Source organism: Microbacterium sp. MYb54 (genome assembly GCF_002979515.1).
Classification (GTDB): Bacteria; Actinomycetota; Actinomycetes; order Actinomycetales; family Microbacteriaceae; genus Microbacterium.
On record NZ_PCPA01000027.1, the window covers coordinates 23,817 to 40,456 of the forward strand.

General features: G+C 69.6%; 12 protein-coding genes and 1 other RNA gene. 10 read left to right on the forward strand and 3 right to left on the reverse strand.

What is annotated here, in order from left to right; genetic code table 11:
- Positions 1-14 precede the first annotated feature (14 nt).
- From CQ040_RS18630 to CQ040_RS18640, 3 genes are read right to left on the reverse strand one after another with little or no spacing between them, the layout of a single operon-like run.
- The gene (locus tag CQ040_RS18630) at positions 15-2,309 is read right to left on the reverse strand and encodes a DUF3488 and transglutaminase-like domain-containing protein (protein ID WP_258131608.1); all 2,295 of its coding nucleotides are present in this window, start codon (positions 2,307-2,309) and stop codon (positions 15-17) included.
- Positions 2,266-3,456 carry a DUF58 domain-containing protein gene (locus CQ040_RS18635; RefSeq protein ID WP_105528274.1) on the reverse strand — a complete coding sequence of 397 codons (1,191 nt, stop codon included), beginning with the start codon at positions 3,454-3,456 and terminating at the stop codon, positions 2,266-2,268. The genes CQ040_RS18630 and CQ040_RS18635 overlap by 44 nt, the downstream gene beginning before the upstream one ends.
- Positions 3,457-3,467: 11 nt before the next feature.
- Positions 3,468-4,457 carry a MoxR family ATPase gene (locus CQ040_RS18640; protein WP_105528264.1) on the reverse strand — a complete coding sequence of 330 codons (990 nt, stop codon included), beginning with the start codon at positions 4,455-4,457 and terminating at the stop codon, positions 3,468-3,470.
- A 144-nt stretch (positions 4,458-4,601) separates the two neighbouring features.
- Here CQ040_RS18640 and ffs point away from each other — a divergent pair.
- The 10 genes from ffs to CQ040_RS18690 form a co-directional block, all read left to right on the forward strand.
- Positions 4,602-4,698, forward strand: an RNA gene (gene ffs, locus CQ040_RS18645) — signal recognition particle sRNA small type.
- Positions 4,699-4,764: 66 nt separating this feature from the next.
- Positions 4,765-5,376: a rhomboid family intramembrane serine protease gene (locus tag CQ040_RS18650; protein WP_105528265.1), complete on the forward strand. Its 612-nt coding sequence runs from the start codon at positions 4,765-4,767 to the stop codon at positions 5,374-5,376.
- Positions 5,373-6,068: a hypothetical protein gene (locus tag CQ040_RS18655; protein WP_105528266.1), complete on the forward strand. Its 696-nt coding sequence runs from the start codon at positions 5,373-5,375 to the stop codon at positions 6,066-6,068. The genes CQ040_RS18650 and CQ040_RS18655 overlap by 4 nt, the downstream gene beginning before the upstream one ends.
- Positions 6,069-6,133: 65 nt before the next feature.
- Entirely contained in the window at positions 6,134-8,251 is a 2,118-nt protein-coding gene (pta, locus tag CQ040_RS18660; protein ID WP_028503395.1) for a phosphate acetyltransferase, read from the forward strand.
- The gene (locus CQ040_RS18665) at positions 8,248-9,468 is read left to right on the forward strand and encodes an acetate/propionate family kinase (protein ID WP_105528267.1); all 1,221 of its coding nucleotides are present in this window, start codon (positions 8,248-8,250) and stop codon (positions 9,466-9,468) included. Before pta ends, CQ040_RS18665 begins: the two co-directional genes overlap by 4 nt.
- Before the next feature lie 100 nt (positions 9,469-9,568).
- The gene (locus CQ040_RS18670) at positions 9,569-10,327 is read left to right on the forward strand and encodes an HAD family phosphatase (protein ID WP_105528268.1); all 759 of its coding nucleotides are present in this window, start codon (positions 9,569-9,571) and stop codon (positions 10,325-10,327) included.
- Positions 10,324-12,828, forward strand: a complete 2,505-nt coding sequence (locus CQ040_RS18675; protein WP_105528269.1) for a glycoside hydrolase family 65 protein — start codon at positions 10,324-10,326, stop codon at positions 12,826-12,828. The genes CQ040_RS18670 and CQ040_RS18675 overlap by 4 nt, the downstream gene beginning before the upstream one ends.
- Positions 12,829-12,873: 45 nt before the next feature.
- The gene (locus tag CQ040_RS18680; RefSeq protein WP_105528270.1) at positions 12,874-15,141 is read left to right on the forward strand and encodes a DNA polymerase III subunit gamma and tau; all 2,268 of its coding nucleotides are present in this window, start codon (positions 12,874-12,876) and stop codon (positions 15,139-15,141) included.
- On the forward strand, positions 15,141-15,734 hold the full coding sequence (recR, locus tag CQ040_RS18685; RefSeq protein ID WP_105528271.1) for a recombination mediator RecR: 594 nt from the start codon (positions 15,141-15,143) through the stop codon (positions 15,732-15,734). The genes CQ040_RS18680 and recR overlap by 1 nt, the downstream gene beginning before the upstream one ends.
- Positions 15,731-16,640: DMT family transporter (locus CQ040_RS18690; RefSeq protein WP_105528272.1), on the forward strand; the 910-nt coding region annotated here is incomplete at its 3' end. The genes recR and CQ040_RS18690, both read left to right, overlap by 4 nt.

The following is a 16,640-nucleotide window of genomic DNA, read 5'->3' on the forward strand; positions in this document are numbered from 1 at the left end:
CCGGAGCGGCCTGTTCAGACAGCCACTCCGGGCTCGGCGGCTCGCGGCGCGTAGAGCGAACGTGGCAGCAGAGCGGCCTGCATCCTCGTCGGCCGATCGGCGCTCTCACGCAGGCGCGTCAACACCTCGCGCAACGGTTCCGCGAGGTCTTCCGAGACCTCGCGGGAGCGCGAGTAGTTCGCCTGCTCGACGGCATCCGTGAGCCGCCGCATCGCCGCCGGGTCCACGTCGTGCTCCCGCACCAGACCGGCCGCCCGCACCCGCGGGGTGTCGGCGTCGGACACCGGCAGCTGCAGGTCGATGAGGGTGTCCCGGAGCTCGGCCCAGGCCGCGGCCGAGTCCCCGCGGCGTGCGCGTCCCAGTCGGGTGCGGCGTTCCGCGAGACGGATGAGGGCGGGCAGCAGGAGCAGCACGATGACGCCGAGAGTGGTGAAGGCGACCGGCACCGGGTCGAGGCGTCGCAGATCGTCGCTGCCGGACGCGCTGCTTCCGGGATCGGAGCGATCGACCTCGGGGCCCGAGGTCTGCTCGGTCTGCGGAGCCGTTGTCGGTGCGGGAGTCGACGGGGTCCCGGAGCCGCCGCCCTGCGTCACTCCCGGGCGGAACGCGGTGGGTACTCCCAGCGACGCGGTGGGCTCGAACGGAACCCATCCCACTCCGGGGAACAGCACCTCCGGCCAGGAATGCAGTTGATCGCTGGTCACCGAGAAGACCGACTCGGTGCCGCGCTTCTCGTCGGTCAGCGAGCCGGGAAGATAGCCGACGACGATGCGCGCCTGCATGTCCAGGCTCTCCGCCATCAGGGCGAACGCCCCGGCGAAGTGCACGCAGTAGCCCGACCGTGCTTCGAGGAACGCGGCCACCGCTTCGGCACCGGTGCCGTCGAAGCCCTCCTCCACAGGGGTCTCCAGCGAGTAGGCGAACTGCGAGCGGAACCAGTTCTGCAGGGCGATGAGCCGGTCGTAGTCGGAGCTCGCGGCCGCGGTCACATCGGTGGCGAGCTCGCCGATGATGCCCGGCAGCTCGACCGGTTCGGCATCGGGATCCACGACCGGCGCAGCAGCGTCGATGGCTCGGATCTGCTCGAGCGTGGGGATGAGTCTCGTGGAGGTGACCGTGTAGTCGTTGCCGACGGCGTCGGCGCTGCGCGAGAAGACCGTGCGGTTGTCCGGTGCGATCCGCCACGACCCGCTGAGCCCCTGCACGGCGGTGGCCGGATACGGCACAGGGAGCCACGAGCTGGACATCCGCAGCACCCGGACGGAGGTGTTCTGCTCCTCGGTCGCGACTTCGTCACTCCATTCCGGGGCTCCGAACCCCTCGGCCTGCGGCTGCAGATCGACGTCGTCGGGCTGCCAGACGCGACCGTCGAACCGAGAGAGCGTCGTCAACCTCAGGTACGGGGCGGTGTCGCCTTTCGAAGCCACTGTGAGGACCTCGACCGGATTGGGCTGCCGTAGATCGTCGCCGAGGCGCAGCGATGCATCGACGGTGACGCCGACTCCGTTGCCGGCCATGGTCGCCGTGACGGGGAGCACCGGAGCGATGACCACCGTCGTCGCGAGCGCGGCTGCCCCGACTGCGACGGCGAGCGAGGTGGATGACCGACGTGGAGACTCCGGATGTTGCCGTGCGGTGTACCGGAAGAGGAGGAGCGCGATCGCCCCGAAGAGCACGAACCAGACGACGTTGGTGTCGCCGAGAGTGACGATCATCGGCACGGCGCCGACGATTCCGGTCAGCAGCACGGCGAGCACCGCGGAGCGGTGCGCCACGAGATGATCGAGCAGGATCGCGATCACGGCGAAGCCGACGCCCATCGCGGCCGCGAGGCCGGGAGAGGGGTCCAACGGTGCGGAGCCGAAGACGACCGCCTCGTAGGCGTCTGCGCCGAGCGCTCCGAACACCGCCAGTGTCGCCGTGGTCGGGATGATCCCGAACACGGCGGTGCTGCCGGCCACGAGCAGCGTCATGACGGCGATCGCCACCATGATCTGGACTACCAGGGTGCCGAGATCCTGGATCCAGGCGTCCCGGCGACGCAACAGGTTCCGCATCAGCATCCCGGTGCCCGCCACGACGACGATGACGGCGAGAACCGTGAACGACCATGCTCCCGGGGCGATGACCGAGGTGAAAGGCCACATCGCCACGATCGATGCGGTCGCGGCCAGAGCGCCGGTGGCGACAATCCCGGCCGGTTCCTCGCGGTCGCGGTGCCAGTGCGGAGGCGTCCGCTCGACCGCCTCGGCCGCCCGCGGGCGCTCAGCGCGGAACATCGCCGACCCCGATCCGCGCGGAGACCGCATCTTCCCAAGCCCCGGCGACGTCTTCTCCCAACTGCACGACCGTCCACCCGTGCAGGACGGAGGCCTCGGCCGCGCCGGGGAGCAGCTCGGTGCTGAACAGCATGGGTGCTGAGGCTCCCGCCGAGCGCAGCAGAGCGGCATCTTCCTCGTCGAGGCTGCCGGTGATGTAGACGAGCGGGCCGGGAGGGGTGCCGCCGATGAGGGCCATCAGGTCGCGGCCCTCGCCTCTGGGCGTGACCATCGCGAGGGCCGCGAGCAGTCCGTCGCGATCGTCCTCGTGACCGCGGAGTGCGCCGAGCAGGGTGCCGGCGCTGTCGATCACGTCGACGCTGTATCCCTCCGATGCGAGGTGCACAGCCGCAGAGGCGCACAGCGACACCGCGGCTTCGAACGCAGGGTCGGCTTCGGTTCCCGGCGCGTCCCAGTGACGGCTGCTGCGGTCGAGCACGACCACGGCGTCCGGGCTCGACTCCTCCTCTTCCTGGCGCACCATGAGTTGGCCGCGGTGCGCGGTCGCCCGCCAGTGGATGCGACGCATCGAGTCGCCGGGGATGTAGCCCCGTGGCGAGAGGTTGTCGCTGCCCTGCCCGAGTCTGGTCGACGAGGTGTGCGCGGTGCCACCGGCTGCTCCGACCCGCACGGCGAGAGGCGCGAGGGCGAAAACCTCGGGGACGACGGTCACGCTTCGCGTCTCTCCGAATGCCTGCTCGCGCTGCGCCAGCCCGAACGGATCGACCGTCCGCAGCACCAGCGGACCGAGCGGCCACACACCGCGTCTGACACCGGTGATCAGGTAGCTGAGCTGCCCCGTCTCCGGGGGATACTCCCCGCCGGAGTCTCCGGAGACCGCGTCCGGGAGCACGTCATGCCAGAGCCCTCGGGGCACGCGGATCGCGCGCAGGGTGAACCGCACCGTCACCCGTGACGTCTCGGACACCGTCAGCAGGTCGGTGGAGATCCGTCGGGTGACAGTCCCCGACCGGCGCGGCAGGCGGACGGCGAGCAGCGAGAACAGGGTGACCGCGGCGAGCAGCACGCCGATGTAGAGCAGGATGCGCGTGCCGAGGAGGTTGGCGGCGATCATGCAGCAGAGCGCGGCGACGAGCGCACCGGCACCGCGGCCGGTGAGGGATCGACGTCTTCGCATCATGGGCTCGTTCAGGAACGGGTCGCGACGGGCACGCGCACCCGTTCGACGATCTGGGTGAGCGCGGCCTCGACCGGCTGCGCTCCGGCGCGGTGGGCTCCGCGGGCGGGCAGGAGGCGGTGCGCGAGGACCGGGATCAGCAGAGCGGTGATGTCGTCGGGGATCACGTAATCGCGTCCGTCGAGGGCGGCCCACACCTTCGCGGCCCTGACCAGCTGCAGAGTCGCCCTGGGGCTCGCGCCGAGATGGAGGTTCGGGTCGGAACGGGTCGCCTGCGCGAGGGCGACGGCGTACTCCTCGAGGGCGGGAGCGACATGGACCGAACGCGCCCACGCGATGAGCTGGGCGATGGAGGCGGCATCGGCGACCGGGGTCACGGCGGCGAGCGGGCTGACCACATCGCGTTGGCGGAGCATGAGCGCTTCGGCGGCGGCATCCGGGTACCCCATCGAGATGCGCATCATGAAACGATCGCGCTGAGCTTCGGGGAGGGCGTACGTGCCTTCCATCTCCAACGGGTTCTGGGTGGCGACGACGAGGAACGGCTGGGGGAGCATGTGGGTGGACCCGTCGACGGTCACCTGTCCCTCTTCCATCGCCTCGAGCAGCGCGGACTGCGTCTTGGGCGAGGAGCGGTTGATCTCGTCGGCGATCACGATGTGGGCGAAGACCGCGCCGCGCTTGAATTCGAACTCCCGGTCCACGGGGTTGTAGACGGAGACGCCGGTGACATCGCCGGGGAGCAGGTCGGGGGTGAACTGGATGCGGCGAACCGTCGCGTCCACGCTCGCGGCGAGGGCGCGGGCCAGCATCGTCTTGCCGACGCCGGGGACGTCTTCGATGAGCAGATGGCCCTCGGCCAGCAGGCACACGAGCGCACTGCGAACGGCATCCGGCTTGCCGTCGATGACCTGGCCGATGGAGCCGAGGATCGCAGAGGTCTGCGCGGCGAACCGTTCGGCATCGATGGTCACCGGGCTCAGGGGGGCGTTCTCTGGCATGCGTTCCCTCTCACGTCGGCGCTGCGGTGCGCGTTACTCGATCGTAACCCTGTGGAGGGTGCGCTGCTCTGGCAACATCCCCTGAGACTGCAGGCATCGGGAGGCCGCTGTTCGAAGCAGTGCGCTCGTCGGGCTAGGATGGTTGACGGCTCTCCGCGTGGCGGCATCCAGGCCAATTCCCCCAGGGCGGAAACGCAGCAAGGGTAACCGGGCTCTGCTGGGTGCGCGGAGAGTCATTTTCTTTGCCCAAGGGCCGGTCGGCACGGATCCTCAGTCCACTCCTGGCTGCACCTGCGACAATCGTCCGGTGACCGTCACCCAGCCGCCGAAGGCGCAGCATCCGCTCGGCCGATTCGCCTCGCCGGTGCTCCTGCTCGTCGCGATGTGGGTCGTGCAGTTCGCCGATGCGATCCTCCCCGGCTCGTTCACCGGCTTCGGACTGCGGTCCTGGGATGTCTCGGGGCTGGGCGGCATCGTGCTCGGTCCGCTCCTGCACGCGAACTGGCAGCACCTCATCGGCAACTCCGTGCCGTTCCTCGTGCTGGGCTGTCTCGTCGCGGTCGAGGGCACCCGACGGTTCTGGGCCGTCACAGCGATCGTCGCGGTCGTAGGCGGCATCGGCACCTGGGTGTTCAACGCCCCTGGCACGCTGACGGTCGGCGCCTCCGGACTCGTCTTCGGCTACTTCGGCTACGTCGTGATGCGGGTCTTCGCCCCCGGTCGCGTCGCGCACCGCATCCTCTACGCGGTGATCGCGGTCGTCGTGATCGCGCTGTACGGCGGCTCGATGCTGGCCGGTGTCTTCGGCGTCGCCGAGGGCATCTCCTGGCAGGGGCACCTGTTCGGAGCCATCGGCGGCGGAATGGCCGCTCTGATCGGCCGACGTCCTCGAACCGACCGTGCACCCCTGACGCCATGAGCGCCGCACCGGCATCGCAGGCGAAGCGCAGGCCTGCGACGAAGAGGCCGACAGCCCGGCGCAAGAACAAGCGGAGAGGTCGGAAGCCCGGCACCCGACGGCAGGCCGCGAACCGACTGCGGCGCCGGAAGATCCTGCAGAGAGTTCTCCTGTCGCTCGGGGCCGGCGTGGTCGTCGTCGGCCTCTTCGTGCTCATCCCACTGGGCCTCGCGCGCGACCCCGCCCCGATCTGCATCGACGACCCGCAGACCTTCCCTGAGGCGGGCATCGAGGGATGGAGCGGCGAGCAGCTCGACAACGCGGCGACCATCATCCGCACGGCGGGCGCGCTCGGTTTCGCCCGTGAGGGACAGATCCTCGGGGTGATGACGGCGATGGGCGAGAGCAGCCTGCGCAACATCGACTACGGCGACTGGGAGACGCGCGGCTTCACCAACCCCGACGGGTCGCGCACGACCAGCATCGGGCTGTTCCAGCAGCAGGGGTGGTGGGGCAGCGCCGAGCAGCGGATGGACCCGGCGACGGCGACGACCCTGTTCTTCGACCGGCTGGGGCGGCTGCCCGACTGGCAGGGCATGGAGCCCTCGCACGCGATCCACCGGGTGCAGATCAACACCGACCGTGACTACTACTCGCGGTTCCAGGCCGACGCCACGGCTGTCGTCGACGCGATGTCCGGCCCGTGCGAGTGATGCTGCGGCATTAGACCCGGTGCGATCCTCGGTGGGTTCATGGATGCCGCGCCTAAGCTGAAGTCGTGGCGCAGAGCATCTACATCACCTCGGCCGAAGGACACACCGGCAAGTCGACGATCGCCCTCGGGACGCTCGACGCCCTGATGCGCGTCTCGCCGCGGGTGGGGGTGTTCCGTCCGATCGCACGCTCCGTCACGGCGCGGGACGAGATCCTCGAGCTGATGCTCGCGCACGACGGCGTGCACCTCGACTACGAGGACTGCATCGGCGTCACCTACGACGACGTGCGAGCCGACCCCGATGCCGCGCTCTCGACGATCGTCGCGCGGTTCAAAGCGGTCGAGGCGCAATGCGACTCGGTCGTCATCATCGGCAGCGACTACACGGATGTCGCGAGCCCGGCAGAACTCGGGTTCAACGCCAGGATCGCCGCCAACCTCGGCGCCCCCGTGCTGCTCGTACTCAGCGGCCGCGACCAGCAACGCCAGGCCGAGCAGCTCGGCACCACGACGGCACGCCCCGCAGCCGCGATCGCACAGATCGCCGCGCTCGCACTTCCCGAGTTGGCGCAGGAGCGGGCCGAGCTGTTCGCCGTCGCCGTGAACCGGGCCGACCCGGAAGCGCTCGACGCCATCGTCGACGCCGTGCGCGCCGCGCTGCCCGAGGAGCACACCCCGGTGTGGGCCATCCCAGAGGACCGTGCGCTCGTGGCCCCTTCGATCAGGGGCATCCTCGCCGCCGTCGACGGAAAGCTGCTCAAGGGCGACGACGATCGGTTGACCCGGGAGGCGCTGACGATCGTCGTCGCGGGCATGTCGATGGTGAACGTGCTGCCGCGACTGACCGACGAGGCGGTCGTGGTCATCCCCGCCGACCGCACCGAGGTGCTGCTGGCAGCGCTGCTCGCCGACTCGTCCGGTACCTTCCCGCGCATCGCCGGCATCATCCTGAACGGCCCCTTCCCGCTGCCGGAGCCGATCGTGCAGCTGCTCGACGGATTCGCCTCGACCGTGCCGATCATCACGACCGATCTCGGCACCTACGACACGGCGGTGCGAGTCATGAACACGCGCGGCCGCATCTCGCCGGACTCCCGCACCCGCTACGACCGTGCGCTCGGGCTGTTCCAGGCGCACGTCGACATCGTGGAGCTCACGGAGCAGCTCGGGCTCGCCGAGGCGCACGTCGTGACGCCGCTGATGTTCCAGTACGGACTCATCGAGCGCGCCCGCGCCGATCGCCGCCGCATCGTCCTGCCGGAGGGCGATGACGATCGCATCCTCCGCGCCGCCGGCACCCTGCTCGCGCGAGAGGTAGCCGATCTGACGATCCTCGGCGACGAGGCGTCCATCCGGGCCCGTGCCGTCGAGCTGGGCGTCGACATCGCCGCGGCCCAGGTGCTCAGCCCGACCGACCCCGAGCTGGTCGAGCGCTTCGCCGCGGAGTACGCGCGACTGCGGGCGCACAAGGGCATCACCCTCGCCCAGGCGGCTGACACGGTGACCGACGTGTCGTACTTCGGCACGATGATGGTGCACCTCGGACTCGCCGACGGCATGGTGTCGGGTGCCGCGCACACGACGGCCCACACCATCCGTCCTTCATTCGAGATCATCAAGACCAAGCCGGGGGTCCGCGTCGTCTCCAGCGTGTTCCTGATGGCGCTCGCCGACCGGGTGCTCGTGTACGGCGACTGCGCTGTGATCCCCGATCCGACCAGCGAGCAGCTCGCCGACATCGCGATCTCCTCTGCCACGACCGCTCGTCAGTTCGGCATCGATCCGCGCGTGGCGATGCTGTCGTACTCGACCGGGGAGTCCGGAACCGGCGCCGACGTCGACAAGGTGCGCGCCGCGACAGCCCTCGTGCGCGAGCGTGCACCGGAGCTGCCGGTCGAGGGGCCGATCCAGTACGACGCGGCCGCCGATGCCGCCGTCGCCAAGGCCAAGCTCCCTGATTCGGCCGTGGCCGGCCGGGCGACCGTGTTCGTGTTCCCCGACCTGAACACCGGCAACAACACCTACAAGGCCGTGCAGCGTTCGGCCGGCGCCGTCGCGATCGGTCCGGTGCTGCAGGGGCTCAACAAACCCATCAACGACCTGTCGCGCGGCGCTCTCGTCGACGACATCGTCAACACGGTCGCGATCACGGCGATCCAGGCGCAGGGAGAGCAGGCATGAGCGCGATCCTCGTGATCAACAGCGGATCCTCTTCGCTGAAGTACAGCCTGATCGACATCGAGCAGGAGAACCTGCTGGCCAGCGGGCTGATCGAGCGCATCGGCCAGGATGCGAGCCCCGTCGCGCACACCGTGCGACCAGCGGCCGACGGCGGAGCCGTGCCGACCATGCTCGATGCCACCTATCGCAGCGAGCTGCCGATCGCCGATCATTCCGCCGCCTTCGAGGTCATGCGCGAGCAGTTCGCCGCGCACGGGCCATCGCTCGACGAGCACCGCCCTGTCGCGGTCGGGCACCGCGTGGTGCACGGCGGGGCACGGTTCTACGCCCCGACTCTGATCGACGCCGACGTGGAGCGGCAGATCGACGAGCTCGCGGTGCTCGCGCCGTTGCACAACCCTGCGAACCTCGCCGGCATCCTCGCCGCGCGGGCCGTGTTCGACCAGGTGCCGCATGTGGCCGTGTTCGACACCGCCTTCCACCAGACGCTTCCGCCGGCGGCGTACACCTATGCGATCGATGCCGCGCTCGCCGCAGAGCATCGGGTGCGGCGTTACGGCTTCCATGGCACGAGCCACCAGTACGTGAGCGAAGCGGCGGCGGCGTTCCTCGGCCGCGACCTCGCAGGGCTCAGACAGCTCGTGTTCCACCTGGGCAACGGGGCATCCGTGACCGCGATCGACGGCGGACGCTCGGTGGAGACGTCGATGGGCCTGACGCCGCTCGAGGGCTTGGTGATGGGCACGCGCTCCGGCGACATCGATCCCGCAGCCCTCGTGCACCTGTCCCGCCGCGCCGGCCTCTCGATCGATGACCTCGACTCCCTGCTCAACACCCGCAGCGGCTTGCTCGGTCTCGCCGGCCGCAGCGACATGCGCGACATCCTCGCCGGTGTGGCGGACGGGGAGGATGCCGCGATGCTCGCATTCGACGTCTACGTGCATCGTCTGCGCGCCTATGCGGGTGCGTACATCGCGCAGCTCGGGGGAGTGGACGTCATCTCCTTCACAGCCGGTGTCGGCGAGAACGCGGCGCCGGTGCGGGCGGCGGCGATGGCGACGCTCGGCTTCGCCGGCATCGAGGTCGATCCGGCCCGCAACGAGGCCAGAGAGCGCGGCATCCGCCGGATCTCCACGGATGTCTCGCCGGTGACGGTGCTCGTCGTGCCGACCGACGAAGAACTGCAGATCGCCAGGCAGACGGCCGAGCTGATCTGATCCGTCGGCGGGGGTTACCCCGCGGTGCGCCACCGCATTACGCTTGCACAGTGGCACGGAGAGGTGCCGGCCCGACGATCGCCCTTCTCCTGGAGGCTCTGTGCCTGAAGCACTGCCCGACCTGTTCCACGCCGACGGCGTGCTCTTCGACCTCGACGGCGTGCTCACCCCGACTGCCGAGGTGCATATGCGCGCCTGGCAGGCCGTGTTCGACGACGTGTTCGCGCGATGGGGCATCACCCCGCCTTACACCGACGCCGACTACTACGACTACGTCGACGGCAAGAAGCGCTACGACGGTGTCGCGAGCCTGATGCGCAGTCGCAATGTCGAACTGCCGTGGGGCGAAGTCGACGATGACCCCTCCGCCGAGACCATCTGCGGCATCGGCAACCGCAAGAACGCCGCGTTCGCCGCGTCGCTGCGCGGTCAGGGGATCGCGCCGTACCCCGGCTCGCTCGCGCTCGTCGAGAGCCTGCACGCCGCCGGCATCCCGCTCGGTGTGGTTTCGAGCTCCAAGAACGCCGAAGAGGTACTGGGGGCCGCCGGCCTCCGCTCCTTCTTCCGAGTCGTCGTCGACGGAGTCGTCGCCGAGCGCGACGGGCTCGCCTCGAAGCCTGCCGCCGACATGTTCGCCGCCGGTGCGGTCGCCCTCGGTGTCGACCCGACGCGTGCCGTCGCCGTCGAGGACGCCACCTCCGGCGCTGCATCCGCCGCCGCTGCCGGCTTCACGGCCGTGGTCGGCGTCGATCGCGGTGCCGGTGCCGAGGCGCTGCGCGCTGCCGGTGCCACGGTCGTCGTCGACGACCTTGCCCTTTTCGTTCCCGCTTCCCGCACCGATTTCCCGGAGACCGCATGATCGATCGCGACCGCTTCCCCATCGACCCGTGGCGTCTGATCGACACGCACTACTCCGAGGAGGGTGTCGGCGAGACGCTGTTCTCCGTCGGCAACGGCTACCTCGGCCTCCGCGGCAACCACATCGAGGGTCGTGGTGCGCAGGAGCACGGAACCTTCATCAACGGGCTGCACGAGACGTGGCCGATCCGTCACGCCGAGCAGGCCTACGGCTTCGCCGAGGTCGGCCAGACGATCGTCAACGCCCCCGACGCGAAGGTCATGCGCGTCTACGTCGACGATGAGCCGATCTCGCTCGACGACGCCGATGTGCGGGAGTACCGGCGCACGCTCGACCTGCGCACCGGTGTCCTGGAGCGCCATGTGGTGTGGGAGACGCCGTCGGGCAAACGCGTGCGCATGCGTGACGAGCGCATCGTGAGCTTCGAGGAGCGCCACCTCGCAGTGCTCCGCCTCGAGGTCGTGGTGGAGAACGCCGACGCTCCCGTCACGATCAGCTGCCAGCTGCTCAACCGCCAGGACGGTGCGGGCGTCTACGCCGGCACCCCGATCGGCACGAAGGCCGCGGCCTTCGACCCTCGCAAGGCCGAGAAGATCGCCGACCGCGTGCTGGAGCCGGCCGAGCACTGGCAGGACGGCCTGCGCTCGGCACTGTCCTACCGTGTCGCCGACTCGGGGATGACGGTCGCCGTGGTCGCCGATCATGTCGTGGAGACCGAGAACGAGTACAACGCCCGCACTCTCGTCGAGCCGGACATCGCGAAGAACGTCTTCCGCGTGCAGGCGAAGGCCGGTGTGCCGATCACGGTCACCAAGCTCGTCAGCTACCACACGTCGCGTGGCGTGCCGCCGCGCGAGCTCGTGGATCGTTGCCGCCGCTCGCTCGACAGGGCGGAGGACGAGGGCGTCGAGTCCGTGTTCCGACGCCAGCGGGAGTGGCTCGACGCGTTCTGGGAGCGCAGCGATGTGCAGATCGGCGGGCGCGACGACCTGCAGCAGGCCACGCGCTGGTGCCTGTTCCAGCTCGCGCAGGCCTCAGCGCGTGCCGACGGCGCCGGAGTCCCCGCCAAGGGGGTCTCCGGGTCGGGATACAGCGGACACTACTTCTGGGACACCGAGATCTACGTGCTCCCGTTCCTCACGTACACATCACCGCGGTGGGCGTACAACGCGTTGCGCGCACGTGTCGGCATGCTCCCTGCAGCGCGTCGCCGTGCCGCGCAGCTCAACGAGGCGGGGGCGCTCTTCCCGTGGCGCTCGATCAACGGCGAGGAAGCCTCGGCGTACTACGCCGCCGGCACCGCGCAGTACCACATCAACGCCGACATCAGCTTCGCGCTGGGCAAGTACGTGCGCGCGACCGGCGACGAGGACTTCCTTCGCCGTGAAGGTGCCGACATCGCGATCGAGACGGCGCGGTTGTGGGCGACTCTCGGATTCTGGCGTGCCTCGCGTCTCGTCGAGGGAGCGTCGGGGGATGGGATCGAGACCTTCCACATCCACGGTGTGACCGGTCCCGACGAGTACACGACGGTCGTGAACGACAACCTCTACACGAACGTGATGGCGCGCTACAACCTCCGCTACGCGGCCAAGATCGTGCGGGAGATCAGGGAGAGCTACCCCGACGACTACGTGAAGCTGGTCGACCGCACTGGCCTCGGCCCCGGCGAGGCCGAGGCATGGGATCGGGCGGCCGAGGCCATGTACATCCCCTACAGCGAGGGTCTCGGCATCCATCCGCAGGACTCGCTCTTCCTCGAGCGTGAGGTCTGGGATCTCGCCAACACGCCCGCCGAACAGCGTCCGCTGCTGCTGCATTTCCACCCACTGGTGATCTACCGGTTCCAGGTGCTGAAGCAGGCGGATGTCGTGCTCGCACTGTTCCTGCAGGGCAATCACTTCACCCCCGAGGAGAAGAAGGCGGACTTCGACTACTACGACCCGCTGACCACGGGGGATTCGACCCTGTCGGCCGTCGTGCAGTCGATCCTGGCCGCCGAGGTGGGCTACCAGGACCTCGCGCAGAAGTACTTCGAGCAGTCGCTGTTCGTCGACCTGCACGACCTTCACCACAACGCGGCGGACGGCGTGCACGTGGCCTCAGCGGGCGGCGTGTGGACGGCTCTGGTGTGCGGCTTCGGCGGCATGCGCGACTATGCGGGTGACCTGAGCTTCGATCCGCGGCTTCCGGCGGGGTGGCCTTCGCTGTCGTTCCCGTTGCAGTGGCAGGGGTCGAACCTGTACGTGACGGTGACGAAGGACGAGCTGCGTGTGCAGGTGCGCAGCGGACCCCCGGTTCCGTTCAGTGTGCGGGAGTCCTCGTACATCGCGACCGTCGAGGACGAGGTCGTCGTGCCGCTCGCCGATCAGGGCCCCCTGATCCCCGGACGACCGACACTCCGACAGTTCGCCGATGCCCGACGCGAAGACGGCACGCGCATGTCGGCGTCCGTCCCCGTGATCACGACGACGATCCCGGTGATCGAACCGATCGACTGATGCTCGGGCCCGCCGAAGGTCGGTGGCACGCCGTAGGCTGTTGAGGTGACCACAGCCCTCTACCGCCGCTACCGACCCGAGACGTTCGGCGAGATGATCGGGCAGTCCCAGGTGACCGATCCGCTCATGACGGCGCTGCGCGGAGACCGGGTCGGCCATGCCTACCTGTTCTCCGGTCCTCGCGGGTGTGGAAAGACGACTTCCGCGCGCATCCTGGCGCGTTGCCTCAACTGTGCCGAGGGGCCGACCGACGTGCCGTGCGGCGTCTGCCCGAGCTGCGTCGAGCTGTCGCGTGCCGGCGGTGGGTCGCTCGATGTCGTCGAGATCGACGCGGCGAGCCACAACGGCGTCGACGACGCGCGCGACCTGCGTGAGCGGGCGACCTTCGCCCCCAGCCGCGACCGCTACAAGATCTTCATCCTCGACGAGGCGCACATGGTGACGCCGCAGGGGTTCAACGCGTTGCTCAAGCTCGTCGAAGAGCCGCCGGAGCACGTCAAGTTCATCTTCGCGACCACCGAGCCCGAGAAGGTCCTCGGCACCATCCGCTCCCGCACACACCACTACCCCTTCCGGCTGGTGCCGCCTGCCGCGATGCTCGAGTACGTCGCCAAGCTGTGCGCCGAAGAGGGCGTGATCGTCGAGCAGGGCGTGCTCCCGCTCGTCGTCCGTGCCGGTGGCGGCTCCCCGCGAGACACGCTCTCGCTGCTCGACCAGCTGATCGCCGGGTCCGACGCGCCGGCAGGCTCCGAGACGGTCACCGTCGGCTACGCACGCGCGGTCTCGTTGCTCGGGTACACGCACGCGGCGCTCCTGGACGAGATCGTCGATGCGCTCGCCGCCGGTGATGCCGCTGCCGCCTTCCCCGCGATCGACCGCGTGGTGCAGACCGGGCAAGATCCGCGCCGCTTCGTCGACGACCTGCTCGAGCGTCTGCGTGACCTCATCGTGATCGCGGCGGTCGGTGCCGGCGCCTCGGCAGTCCTGCGCGGCATCGCCGAAGACGACCTGGAGCGCATGCGCGCCCAGGCCCAGTCCTTCGGTGCCGCACGTCTATCACGCACGGCCGACGTGGTGAGCGCGGCGCTCGACGACATGTCCGGTGCGACGTCACCGCGCCTGCACCTCGAGCTCATGGTGGCGCGAGTTCTCGCCGCTGCGACAGATGCCCCGGCTTCGATTCCGGCGCCTGTCGTCGAGCGCGGTGCCGCTCCGGCTCGCGCCGCTGCCGCATCGGCACCCGCGCCCGCGCAGGCTGTGTCTGCGCCCTCTGCTGCACCTGCTGTTGCTGCACCGGCTGTTGCTGCACCTCCGGCTCCGGCTCCGGCCGAGTCCGTGGCGGTGGAAACGACCACGGCGCTCGCGAGCGTCGAGTCGGCTCCGGCGCCCGCAGATGCCGAGCAGAACCCGATTGCCGCGCAGGCCGTCAGCGAGACCCCCGCCGCACCGGAGGCCGCATCGCCGGAATCTGCCGCGCCGCAGGGGCCCGTGACGTTCGAGAGTGTCCGTGGGGCTTGGCCCGCCGTCCTCACGCGGCTCGAGGGCATCAGCCGCACGTCCTGGCTGCTCGCCACCGCCGTGCAGCCGCTCGCGTACGTCACCGACACCGAGGTCCTCACGCTCGGATTCACCAGCCAGCATGATGTCCAGAAGTTCAAGGGCACGACGCCGGGATCGGGGCCGTCCGACCACCTGCGTTCCGCGATCGAGCATGAGCTCGGGGTCAGGGTGAAGTACCTGCCCGCGCCGATGCCCACAGGCGGTGCTCCGCGCCAGCCTTCAGCATCCGGCCCCTCGGCGCCCGCCGATTCCGCTCCCGCATCGGAGCCTGCGTCAGCGGGTCCACCCCGTTCGCAGGTCCGTGGCGCGTCGGCATCCTCGGTGACGGAATGGGCCGTGGCGGCGATTCCCACTGCGCAGGCGGAATCGCTGAACAGCTCGCCGGCACCGACGTCGCCCCTCCCGGTCGACGATGAGCCTGAAGAGGTCGAGGCGGCCGCATCCGCTCCGGTCCCACCGTCCGACGGCGCTGTCGATCGCGACGAGCCTCCGTTGCCGGGCGATGATGATGCTCCCGCCTTCGATGACGAGCCGCCCTACGATCCGTCGTATGAGCCTCCCGCGCCGCGACAGGCTCCCACCGCTCCGCCGACGCCGCAGGTACAGCGTGCGGCTGCTGCTCCGCCGGCCGTCATCGAGCGCACGCCCTCCGTCGGGGGAGTCCAGCGCTACGGTGAGGCCGTGATCCGCCAGGTGCTCGGCGCGACGTTCGTTCGTGAAGAGCCCTACGAGCCCCCGACGAGGTTCTCCTGATGTATGACGGCATCGTTCAGGAGCTGATCGACGAGTTCGGTCGGCTTCCCGGCATCGGCCCGAAGTCCGCCCAGCGGATCACGTTCCACATTCTGCAGACGCCGACGTTCGACGTCGCCCGTCTCGCCGAGCTGCTCAGTGAGATTCGCATCCGCGTGCGTTTCTGCGAGATCTGCGGCAACGTCGCCGAGCAGGAACGCTGCGCCATCTGCCGCGATCCGCGTCGCAGCCAGACACTGATCTGCGTGGTCGAAGACGCGAAAGACGTCGCGGCCATCGAGCGCACCAGGGAGTTCCGCGGGCTCTACCACGTGCTCGGGGGCGCCATCAGCCCGATCGCCGGCGTCGGTCCGGACGATCTCCGCATCACCCAGCTCATGACGCGCCTCGCCGACGGCACGGTGCAGGAGGTCATCCTCGCAACCAACCCCAACCTCGAGGGTGAGGCAACCGCCAGCTACCTGAGCAGGCTGTTGACCACGATGCAGATCACGGTGTCCCGACTCGCTTCGGGGCTGCCCGTCGGCGGCGACCTCGAGTACGCCGACGAGGTCACCCTCGGCCGGGCCTTCGAGGGCCGGCGCATCTTGTGACCGCGAACGCGGGCTTCTCGCGACGCGGCTGGCTGCTCTTCGGGGCGATGGCCCTTCTCTGGGGCGTGCCGTACCTGTTCATCAGCATCGCGGTCGAGTCGATCTCGCCGCCGGCCATCGTGGCAGGGCGCACGCTCATCGCCGCGTTGCTGCTGCTGCCGTTCGCCCTCCGCAGTGGAGCGCTGCGTGCCGCGCTCAAGCACTGGCCCTGGGTGCTGGCCTTCGGTGCGGTCGAGATGGCCGGCCCTTTCCTGCTCCTCGGTCACGCCGAGATGACGCTGCCCTCCGGGATGACCGGGCTGCTGGTGGCGACCGTTCCGCTGTTCGCCGCTCTGATCGCCCTCAGCGGAGGTGATCGCGGGGTTCTGCGGCCGGCCCGCGGGATCGGGCTGCTCGTCGGCTTCATCGGCGTCGCGATCGTGGTCGCTGGTCCCGGGCTCTTCGGTGGCGAGGTCAGTCTTCTCGCCGCAGGAGAGGTGCTGCTGGTCGCCGTGCTCTATGCGATCGCGCCGTTCATCGTGGCCCGCAAGCTCAACGATGTCCCGTCGCTGGGAACGATCACGCTGTCCTTGCTCATGATCGGGATCTTCTATCTCCCGATCGGTCTGCTCACCCAGCACGAGGTGCCCACCCTGCCGTCGATCGCCGCGCTCCTCGCGCTCGCCGTGATCTGCACGGCGGTCGCATTCCTGGCGTTCTTCGCCCTCATCCGCGAGGTGGGGCCGGTGCGCGCTCCTCTGTTCACCTACGTGAACCCGGTCGTGGCGATCATCCTCGGCGCGATCGTCCTCGCCGAACCGCTCACCCCCGGTCTGCTGCTCGGGTTCCCCCTGATCATCGTCGGCTGCTGGTTCGCCGCCACGGGCGGCCGACTGCGCCCGGTGTCGCCTCAAGCGCTCCCGCCCG

What these genes read in the sequence shown, in the direction of transcription:
- CQ040_RS18630 (WP_258131608.1), bottom strand. Translation starts at nt 2,309, where the DNA reads ATGCGGTCTCCGCGCGGATCGGGGTCGGCGATGTTCCGCGCTGAGCGC.
- CQ040_RS18635 (WP_105528274.1), bottom strand. Translation starts at nt 3,456, where the DNA reads ATGCGAAGACGTCGATCCCTCACCGGCCGCGGTGCCGGTGCGCTCGTC.
- CQ040_RS18640 (WP_105528264.1), bottom strand. Translation starts at nt 4,457, where the DNA reads ATGCCAGAGAACGCCCCCCTGAGCCCGGTGACCATCGATGCCGAACGG.
- CQ040_RS18655 (WP_105528266.1), top strand. Translation starts at nt 5,373, where the DNA reads ATGAGCGCCGCACCGGCATCGCAGGCGAAGCGCAGGCCTGCGACGAAG.
- CQ040_RS18665 (WP_105528267.1), top strand. Translation starts at nt 8,248, where the DNA reads ATGAGCGCGATCCTCGTGATCAACAGCGGATCCTCTTCGCTGAAGTAC.
- CQ040_RS18675 (WP_105528269.1), top strand. Translation starts at nt 10,324, where the DNA reads ATGATCGATCGCGACCGCTTCCCCATCGACCCGTGGCGTCTGATCGAC.
- recR (WP_105528271.1), top strand. Translation starts at nt 15,141, where the DNA reads ATGTATGACGGCATCGTTCAGGAGCTGATCGACGAGTTCGGTCGGCTT.